General features: G+C 62.7%; 14 protein-coding genes. 12 read left to right on the top strand and 2 right to left on the bottom strand.

The features are described from left to right. Positions 1-185: 185 nt before the first annotated feature. Complete coding sequence (locus BST13_RS33410) at positions 186-1,316, top strand: tyrosine-type recombinase/integrase (protein ID WP_083169836.1); 1,131 nt, start codon at positions 186-188, stop codon at positions 1,314-1,316. Here the strand turns inward: BST13_RS33410 and BST13_RS33405 are convergent. Together BST13_RS33405 and BST13_RS33400 are read right to left on the bottom strand one after the other, a co-directional pair. Beyond that, positions 1,313-1,807 (bottom strand): DUF2510 domain-containing protein, encoded by a 495-nt coding sequence (locus tag BST13_RS33405; protein ID WP_245839909.1) that lies wholly within the window; start codon positions 1,805-1,807, stop codon positions 1,313-1,315. The genes BST13_RS33410 and BST13_RS33405 overlap by 4 nt on opposite strands. Positions 1,808-2,336: 529 nt before the next feature. Further along, positions 2,337-3,071, bottom strand: coding sequence for a hypothetical protein (locus tag BST13_RS33400; protein WP_083169832.1), 735 nt, complete (start codon positions 3,069-3,071; stop codon positions 2,337-2,339). Between the two features lie 266 nt (positions 3,072-3,337). Between BST13_RS33400 and BST13_RS33395 the strand changes: the two genes are divergently transcribed. The 11 genes from BST13_RS33395 to BST13_RS33345 all read left to right on the top strand — a co-directional run bounded on the left by BST13_RS33395 (position 3,338) and on the right by BST13_RS33345 (position 8,871). Then, on the top strand, positions 3,338-3,592 hold the full coding sequence (locus tag BST13_RS33395) for a helix-turn-helix domain-containing protein (RefSeq protein ID WP_245839908.1): 255 nt from the start codon (positions 3,338-3,340) through the stop codon (positions 3,590-3,592). A 58-nt stretch (positions 3,593-3,650) separates the two neighbouring features. After that, positions 3,651-4,478 (top strand): phage antirepressor N-terminal domain-containing protein, encoded by an 828-nt coding sequence (locus BST13_RS33390; protein ID WP_083169828.1) that lies wholly within the window; start codon positions 3,651-3,653, stop codon positions 4,476-4,478. Between the two features lie 112 nt (positions 4,479-4,590). Continuing rightward, positions 4,591-4,854, top strand: a complete 264-nt coding sequence (locus BST13_RS33385; RefSeq protein WP_083169826.1) for a hypothetical protein — start codon at positions 4,591-4,593, stop codon at positions 4,852-4,854. A 70-nt stretch (positions 4,855-4,924) separates the two neighbouring features. Further along, positions 4,925-5,197, top strand: a complete 273-nt coding sequence (locus BST13_RS33380; RefSeq protein ID WP_083169824.1) for a hypothetical protein — start codon at positions 4,925-4,927, stop codon at positions 5,195-5,197. After that, complete coding sequence (locus BST13_RS33375; RefSeq protein WP_083169822.1) at positions 5,194-5,526, top strand: hypothetical protein; 333 nt, start codon at positions 5,194-5,196, stop codon at positions 5,524-5,526. The genes BST13_RS33380 and BST13_RS33375 overlap by 4 nt, the downstream gene beginning before the upstream one ends. Beyond that, complete coding sequence (locus BST13_RS33370; RefSeq protein ID WP_142282897.1) at positions 5,523-6,311, top strand: hypothetical protein; 789 nt, start codon at positions 5,523-5,525, stop codon at positions 6,309-6,311. Before BST13_RS33375 ends, BST13_RS33370 begins: the two co-directional genes overlap by 4 nt. Positions 6,312-6,925: 614 nt before the next feature. After that, positions 6,926-7,384: a hypothetical protein gene (locus tag BST13_RS33360; RefSeq protein WP_083169816.1), complete on the top strand. Its 459-nt coding sequence runs from the start codon at positions 6,926-6,928 to the stop codon at positions 7,382-7,384. Further along, positions 7,381-7,509, top strand: coding sequence for a hypothetical protein (locus tag BST13_RS40265; protein WP_281254784.1), 129 nt, complete (start codon positions 7,381-7,383; stop codon positions 7,507-7,509). Before BST13_RS33360 ends, BST13_RS40265 begins: the two co-directional genes overlap by 4 nt. After that, on the top strand, positions 7,506-8,237 hold the full coding sequence (locus tag BST13_RS33355; RefSeq protein ID WP_083169814.1) for a hypothetical protein: 732 nt from the start codon (positions 7,506-7,508) through the stop codon (positions 8,235-8,237). Before BST13_RS40265 ends, BST13_RS33355 begins: the two co-directional genes overlap by 4 nt. Beyond that, positions 8,234-8,668 carry a WhiB family transcriptional regulator gene (locus tag BST13_RS40500; RefSeq protein ID WP_083169812.1) on the top strand — a complete coding sequence of 145 codons (435 nt, stop codon included), beginning with the start codon at positions 8,234-8,236 and terminating at the stop codon, positions 8,666-8,668. The genes BST13_RS33355 and BST13_RS40500 overlap by 4 nt, the downstream gene beginning before the upstream one ends. Further along, positions 8,665-8,871: a hypothetical protein gene (locus tag BST13_RS33345; RefSeq protein ID WP_083169810.1), complete on the top strand. Its 207-nt coding sequence runs from the start codon at positions 8,665-8,667 to the stop codon at positions 8,869-8,871. The genes BST13_RS40500 and BST13_RS33345 overlap by 4 nt, the downstream gene beginning before the upstream one ends. Positions 8,872-8,968: the final 97 nt, after the last annotated feature.

Below are 8,968 nucleotides of genomic sequence, written 5' to 3'. Positions count from 1 at the left end.
GGGGTTCGAATCCCCTTAGCTCCACCGAAAATGGGCGAGAAACCGCAGGTGAAACGCTCAGACACGACGGGCATATTTCCCGTCATCACCGCCGTCATCGGCGGGGCGGGTTTACGCTGGTCACGTGGACTCACAGTCATCAAGCCGCGTCATCCATCGTAATCGCAGGTCGACGGGCTGCTGATATGGCGTGGGTCAAAAAGGATCGGAAGCGCAAGGACGGATCGGTCTACCACTCGGTGATGTTCCGTGAGCTCAATCATGGCACCGGCAAGATGCAACAGACCTCCATCTCCTATGGTGACGTCGATGACGCAGAGCACGCCTGCGCACTGATCAACCAGCTCGGACCAGACCGGGCCCGCGAGGTCCTCAAGATCGTGCAGGCGCCGCGCACAGAACAGACCGTGGCCCAGTTCTTGTCGAAGCACATCGACCACCTCACCGGCGTTGAGCCCGGCACCCTGGCCCGCTACCGCGCCTACGTGCGCAACGATCTGGGCACCCTCGCCGATATACCGTTGACCGCGCTGTCACGCGACGACATTGCCCGCTGGGTCAACGCCATGCCCGGGTCGGCCAAGACGATCAAGAACAAGCGCGACTTCGTCTCCGGGGCACTCAAGGCCGCGGTCAAGGACGGGGTGCTGCCCTCCAACCCGGCCGAGGGTGTGAAGAACCCGCGTTGGGATCGCCGCGAGATGGTGTTCCTCGACAAGGCTGAGTTCGCGCTTCTGCTCGAGGTGGTACCCCAGTACTGGCAGCCGCTGGTGCGGTTCCTCGTGTCGTCGGGCTGCCGATGGTCCGAAGCCACCGCACTGCGACCAGCTGACATCGACATCAAGGCTGGAACGGTGCGGATCAGCAAGGCGTGGAAGACCGGGGCCGGCGGGTATGTGCTCGGCGTGCCGAAGACCCGCAAGTCTGTCCGCACGATCAACGTACCCGCGTCGATCCTGAAGCCGTTGGACTTGACAGGCGAGTGGGTGTTCACCAACTCCGGCCGCGGTAAGGGTCAATTCGCGGGCGGTGTCATCGCCGCCGACAACGGACCGGTCCGCATCCACTCGTTCAACCCGAACGTGTGGACACCGGCGGTTGAGCGAGCTATGGAGGCCGGTCTGACGAAGAAGCCTCGCGTGCACGACCTGAGGCATACCTGCGCCTCGTGGCTCATCCAGGCTGGCCGCCCGCTGCCGGCGGTGCAGGCCCAGCTTGGTCACGAGTCCATCCAGACGACATCGGATGTGTACGGGCACCTGGACCGCTCGTCGGGCCAAGACAATGCCGCGGTCATCGCGGGGATGCTGTCCTAGTGCAGCTTGTTGCCGCTGGCGTCGGGGATCGCGCCGGCGATCATCATGATGCCCTCGATGAGCACCCAGATGCCCAGTGGCACGAGGATGACCATCCCGATCCCGCACAGCATGGTGGTGATGAGCCCGATGAGCCCAAGGGTGAGCTGTATGCCGCCGATCGAGGTGTAGCCGAGGTAGAACCGGCCGAGGCCGAAGAACCCGAGGAACAGTTGCAGCAGCCCCGCGACCACGCCGGACTTCACGGGTCGCGCAGCGGACAGCGGTGCGATCTGGTCAGTCCAAGTGTGGCCGTCGAAGTAACGTTGCGTCTGCGCCCCGTGCGGATCTGGGTACCACCCGGCCGACGGTGTCGGCGGAGGCGCGGAAATGGCCTGTGCTGCGGATGGTGTGGGTGAGAACAGGCCGCATGTCGGGCAGCGGAACGAATTGGCTTGGCCGCTGATTTGGAGGCGGCCTTGGCACTTCGGGCAGACGACGGGGATGGTCACGCCGCGTGTCCTGGTCGGCACGCGGGGACCCGGGATGCGGGACGTTGCATTGCGCAATCGTATGGCGACTGTGGGTTGCCTGTGGACGTTTGCCCTAACGGTCGCGTCAGCGAGGCGGGGAGACCGACCGTGCGGCGCCCCACTCTTCGCTGTCATGGTCCCCGGCAACCCTGTTTGCAGGTGTGGGTGCGTGCAGAAAACAGGGTTACCGCCGACGGGTGTTAGCTGGCGATTTTCGGCCTGCATCTGCGGATGGTCAGTGGGAAGAGATTGCCTGGACGCCCCCCCCCCGCTGTTTTGCTGGTATCGCTAACTTGGGGTTCTTCGCCAGTGGCAGACGGGATTAACCAGGCGTTCAAATCACCCTATTGTAATTTGCTGGGTCGTCAAATACTTGTCGGAGCAACCACCTAGGGTGCCTCTCACAGCAGCCTTTCAGCGAGGGGACAAGATGGGAACAGACGACGAACTGGCCGACGTACTCGACGAGATTCATGCCGAGATGGATGCGTTTCCTCCCTCGGAGTGGTCACTGGTCGATGCCCGGCTTGTGCGTGCCACGTTGGCGCAGATTCGACGGTCTCGGAATCCTGTCCTGAATCTCGGATGCGTTGCGACGCCGCGGCTTCGGCGGCGACTCGGTGCGTGACGGCAGCCTGACTACCTCCTCATCGTCGTCGTCGCCGGCCTCCTGGTCTTCGTTGATCGTCTCCGGTGCTGACGGTTCCGTTTCAGCTTCCATGTCATCGGCGTTCTCCTCGTTCAGTTTGGTCAGGTGGTCTGTCAGGTATTGGTGTAGGAACTCGCGGTCGAATAGCTCGTCGTTGCCATACCGGGCCGCGTCGGTTCGGGCGATCAGTCGGTCGATGAAAGCATTGAGGTCCTCCTGTGTCATTCCTGGGCGAAGGTTCTTGAGGTCGTAGTCGGTGGGGAAGTAGGGCTGGGAGAGGTACTCCTGGATCTCCTCGACGCCGCGGTCCGATTCCCGGATGTAGCGGGCGAGACGGACTTTGAGTGCGTCGATATCGTCGGCCAGTGACGATCTGTAGCCGGCGTCCATGAGCGCGGCATCGACGACGGCGAGATAGGGGATGCCGGTCTCATTGGCGATGCCCAGTAGGTGTTCAGCCTTCGGCATGGTGGTCGATCTGGTCTTCCAGTTCTGCACTGTTTGGGGCGTGGTCCCGATGCGTTTCGCGAACGTCGCGCGGGTGACGCCATAGCGGTCCAGGTGGGACTGGATCAACCGCATCAATTCGCTCATGGGATGAACCATCCCGCGTTCGCGTATAGAACGCAACTGGCAGCTTGTCCAATCCATTCACCTATTTGAGCCCCTGCGCGTCGGGTTGACCATTCACCAACGTCACATCGGCCGCCCCTGGCATAGCCGCAGGCTGCGGAACTACATCAGTGTGAGTAGTTGACAGCCATACACCAGATGGGTAATCATCATCCCATGACAGTTGACACCGACGCATTCACCAGAGTACGGTCATGACATACACGCGATACCCGAAGGGGAGTTGGATGCGCCTTCAATCTGGTGACACGCTCAGAGCTCTGATGAATCAGAAGAAGTTCTCGATGGCGCGGATGGGCCGCTACGCGGACGTCTCCCAGTCGTTCATTCACCGGTTGTGCACCGGCGAGAAGCGGTCATGCAAGCCGCGGACGGCTGAGCGCATCGCGGAGGCTCTCGACGTGCCCGTGGGGCTCCTTTTCGTGCTCAATGAATCCCCAAACGGAGTACGAAACAGCTCCAATCAGAAGATCTCCGCCTAAATGGAAAAGCCCCCACCCGGCAAGGGGTGAGGGCTACCGACACCGAGAGGAAGCTCGAATGTCAAAACAGAAGACTACCGAACTCGTGCCGATCCCAGTCCCCGGCACGCACCGCCAGATCATGGCCACGCTGATCGACGGCACACCGATGGTGTCCCTGCGCCACGCATGCGAGGCGATCGGCATCGCCTTCGATGCGCAGCGCGTGAAGCTCAACGGAAAGTCATGGGCCTGCGTCACGATGATCGTGACGCAGATCGATGGTGACACTCAGCGTCGCGAGATCGCGATGGTCGACCGGCGAACCTTCACGATGTGGCTCGCCACGATTGACACCAACCGCGTGTCCAATGAAGCGCGGCCGATCATCGAGGCGTTCCAGGCGGAAGCGGCCGACGCGCTCGACGCCTACTTCAACGAGGGTGGGGCGATCAACCCTCGCGCAACCGAGGACCAGCTTGACCGCATCGCACGGCAAGCCCGCGGGCAGATGGAGATTCTGCAACTCGCCAAGGGCCTGATCGACCCCAAGCACCTTGAAGCCAAGGCCCGCATCATCGTGTCCCGCGCGCTCGGGGAAGCGCCGGAGATCAATCCGGCCGACGTGCCGCTGTACGTTTCCGACTACCTCGCGAGCAAGGGCCTGAAGCGCGGACTGATCGACGCGAAAGCGTCAGGATTTGGCAAGCGGCTGAAGGCCCTCTACATCGTCGAGCACGACCGTGAGCCCGAGCGGCACCATCAGGAGCTGCCGAACGGCACCGTGCGCCAGGTCTACGCCTATACCGAAGCGGACCGCCCATTGTTCGACTCGGTGTGGGCGAAGCACTACGCGACTGTCGTAGCCGAATCAGCCCTCACCGTCATCGCCGGAGGTGCCTCGTGACCGGCCTCCTGATTGCCCTTGTCGTCCTGCAGTCCCTATCGCTGCTCGTCCAACTGAGCCATGCGGGCGCGACTCAACGGCTGCTCAACCTTGCTGTGCAAGGGAGGATTTCGTGAAGCGCACATTCTCTGACGAGGAGTACGCGAAAGCGCTCCGCGGTTCGGCCAGCCCCAGTGATATCGAGTGGCTGCACCGCCACCTCCGCGGTGACACCGAACCCCGACTTCCGGGGTTCAAGGCCGGCCGCAAGTGGCGTGCTACCGAGGATGACATCGATCAGGCGATCGAGCTGCTACGCCCGAAACGAGTTGCTGTTCCTGTGGTTCCGGCAGCGTCGAGCATGACGCGGACGTCTCGCCGGAGGTTGTCGGCGTGATCGACATCCTGTTCTTCCTGGGCGCTTTGGCTCTCACGCTGCTTGGTGGTGCTCGTTTGATTCTCGGCTGGTGGTGGACGAGGTGACCGTGATTGATGTCCGTGAGCCTGCGGATGGGCAGGCGGGGTGTGTGTCTGCGCGTGTTGGTGAGTTCGGGCCTGAAATCTGTTACGCCGTCGGCCACGAGTACGGCGAGTGGTACGTCTCGCTGAACGAGGTCCTGTTCGCTGCGGCCGGTGTCGATTACCAGCACACCCATGTTGCTGGTGGTCGTCGCGATGCCGAGCAGTTGGTGCGGTTGCTCGCTGCTCTGTATGGGCGGATCGCGGAGGTGGACGCGTGACGGCGCGCGTCGAAGCTGTCATCGCCGAAGTGTTGGGCGGCCCGAAGTATGCGCACCTCGCCGCAGACGATGCGCGCCGCATCCTCGCTGCACTCAAGGCTTCCCGTATCGCCGTCGTGGAACTGCCCGAGCCGGTTCTTTCGCCACGCCACCAGGAGCGGGTGTGGGAGGTGGGTGACTCATACGTCATGTTCAACGAGAAGTGGCGGACCATCAGCGCCGAGTTGGACTACGACAACGGCGACGATGATCCGCTTCCCCCTAGCGAGGCTAGGGCTTTCGGTGCAGCACTGTTCGCTGCCGCTGACGCCGTGGAGGTTGACCAGTGACGGGGCGGTGGTTTTGGCCGGTTGTTGATGCCGTCTTGAATGCTGTCGCTGATGGTATCGACTTGGCTGCTCGAACCCTGTGCCCGATGGATCACACGCCACCGAACCTGCTGGCTGATCCTGGTTGGCGCGATGACGGGTCGGGTGGGCGGGTGTTCGATGCTCGTGACGAGAACGCTGTAGCTCTGCTCAAGGTTGACCCAGACAAGTTCTTCGAGATCACCAAGCTCTGCCTACCGAAGCAGAAGCGGGACAGGGCGATTGCTGATGCGTTGAAGTCGGCGTCTGATGAGCGTGAGGCGTGGGAAGCCAACGAACTGTTCGACCGGGCTGCCAGCGATGAGCCGCCGACGAACTACCTGGAGCCTGTTTGCGTCACGTGTGGCAAGCCGGACTGCTCCGGGATGGAAGCCTACTTGTCGCGTGCTGAGGGGACGCAGCGCGCGGATAGTTCCGGGGAGGTGGGTGGCCCCGAGTCACCCTCCCCGGAACGCCCACCGTCGGATCTGCTGTACGAAGCTGCGCTCGGGTTGGAGTGGTTCGTCGGGCTCGATGGGACGCGGCCACCGTTGGAACGGTGCCAGCAGCTCGTCGCCGAACTGCGTGACCTAGCTGCCCAGTTCGAGGCAGATGAGTCCGAGCCGGATCGCCTTGTCTCGCATGAGGATCTGGCCGCGCACATCACGGCCGTAAGAACGCGTCTCGAAGGGCGCGGAATGCCGCCGTTTGTGGTCGACCAGGGCATTGCCAGTTCGCTGCTCGCCAAGTTGCACGTCACTAAGTAGGTCGGCGGGTCGTCCTTGCCCGACGACCCGCCGAAACACCGGAAAACCAACCAGATGAGAGGAAACCAATCCGATGTCTACACCGAGCGTATCAACCACTGAAACCCTCTGGCCTACACCAGCGTGGGCGACACCCCTGGAGCGAGTGTTGTTCCGCATGGAAGGTGCCAGGCCGATCCGGGTGGAGGACGGCGCGGTGGGAAGGCATTCCGCCAGCGCTGAAATCGATCCCGGTAGCTACGTTGGTCGTCACCAGGCCGAAGAGCTGGCGGTGTCGGCGTGATGTACAGGACTGTTCATAAGCGCACTGCCCGTTGGATTGTCGCGACCTTGTCGGCTGCGGTGCTTGTTGGTACGGGTGTTGGTTGGGCGGCTCGTGCTGAGGCATTGCCGGATCCGTTCACTCCGGTACCACCGTTCTGGTGCCCAGGTAACGGTGCAGGACTCAGCTCGTCATCGTGGGGTGCCTATTGTGAGGGCCGCACATTCCCAGACGGTAGTCGCCTCAACACCTTCCGCATCGGCTACTACTGGCAACCCCTACGTTGCATCATCCCTGACGGGTCCATGAACCCACCCTTGGCCGGCCCGGGTGGATGCGCAGGAGTACTCGGATGAGCGACGACTGGAGCGCGGTTGATCCCTGGACGCTCATCCGTGCTTGGCGGCCCGGCGATGGGTTGACCTGCACGCAGACTAAGCGGACCAACAAGATCCCGTGCGGGGAGCCGGTGGCTGTAGTCAAGTCAGTTAGCAACAACGGATTCCGTGTTGGAACTCCCGATGCAGTGATGACTGCTTACCGAGGCCATCAGACGAGTGACATCACGATCACCCGTGTAGTTTGCCTCCGTCATGTCGCCTCTCTGTTCGACGCGAACCTCGGTGCGGCTGGTGACAAAACGGTCGAATCGCGCGCACTTGAGGAGCTGGCTCAGCGGTACTGGGACCAGTACCAGGAGATTCGGGAACGCCTTGCCAATGAACTGGTCGAGGCGCGGTTCTCAGCGCTCCCCACCGAATTACGCGCAAGGGTGGTCGAACTCGTCCGCGAATCGGGTGATGCGGCGTGATCCGAAGGTTTATCGCTGACGGCCTGTGCTGGATGGTCCTCTTCGGGGCCCTCGTTGGTGTCGCGGTGTACGGGCTGTACTTCACCCCACCGGACACCACAACCATCGTGTGGGTGCAGCCATGAGCACCTGCGCCAGGCCCAATTGCCCCAACAGCGCCCGTGAGTCTGGCGATCAGGGCCTGTGCACCAAGCACTATCGGGCAGCGCCCCTACGCGGATACGTCACCGCCGACCGCACTCGTGAGCGATACAACCTGCTGCGTTCCCTCGGCGTGCAACGCAACACGTTCTACGCCAGCGGCGTCTCCAAGGCGGCCATCCTGCAGATCGAGGCCGGCGGCAAGCTGCAGCGGGCCACCGAGGCGAAGATGCTCGCCATCCCCGTCCCCGACGGGCTCGTTCCGACCGGTACCGACATCAGCGCCATCGGCACGCGCCGTCGACTGCAGGCGCTCGGGGCTATCGGGTGGCCGCAAAGAGTCATCGCGAGAGAACTCGGCGTCGTGCAGTCCCGAATGAAGGCACTCGGGCAGCAGGATTTCGTGACGGCGCGGGTAGCGCTCGCGGTGATGGAGGTATTCGACCGGCTCGCAATGAAGCCGGGGCCGTCGGAACAATCGCGGCGCCGTGCTGCCGCATCGGGTTGGGTGCCCCCGCTCGCGTGGGAGGACATCGACGACCCTGACGAGGTACCCGACATCGGCGCAGAGGAACGCGTGCCACTCCTCGAACGTGTTGAGGAATACCGGGAACTTGGCCGGAGTGAAGAGCAGATCGCCAAGGCACTGGGCATGAAGGTGGCGTCACTGAAAGTCGCGATCTCACGGGAGAAGAGGAGGGCCGCGGCGTGAGCGCAGTCATCGGATCCGGCATTGTCAGAATCGTCAATCGCGACCCGTGGCAGGCGCGAGGAGCGTGCAGGAGGTACGGCAGGCCAGACCTCTGGTATCCGGAGAAGAACACACCACCGCAACAGATTCTCGAAGCCCGCGAAGTGTGCGTGGGATGCACGGTGCGTTCCGAGTGCTTGCAGTACGGGATGGATCACCCTGAAGAATCGGGCATTTGGGGTGGGCTGACTGAGCGTGAACGCACCGGATTGCGCAGCGGCCGATCCGACAAGGCTTTCGCGCAGTGCAACGAATGCTCGAAAGAGTTTGTGAAACGGGGCGGTTGGCACCGGTACTGCTCGGACGAGTGCCGGAAGACGAATGAGCTTCGCCGGGGACGTGAGTATGCGGCACGGGTGCGGGCGAAGCGGTCCAAGGATGGTGCGGCATGACCTACTGGCCTGTCGAAGTTGAGCATGACGTCGACTCGGATTTCACGCAGGTGCGGGACCTTCTCGCCCAGGCGTACATCAAGATCGACCGGCTGTACGACGAGATCGGCGATGACCAGCTCGCTGCAGCGTTGACGTCCATCAGGGTGACAGGCGGACACCTCGTCACAGCGAAACGCAAACTCATCGCGAGGTCGGCGTGAATCAGTGCAAGGCCCGAACACTGTCGGGCGGCCAGTGCGAACACCAGGAAGGCCATGAGGGTCCGCATCAAAGGGCCCTGCCGTTCGGTGATTACGA

It is taken from the genome of Mycobacterium aquaticum, from assembly GCF_002086485.1.
Taxonomy (GTDB): Bacteria; Actinomycetota; Actinomycetes; order Mycobacteriales; family Mycobacteriaceae; genus Mycobacterium; species Mycobacterium aquaticum.
This window is presented reverse-complemented; position numbering and strand designations above follow the sequence as displayed.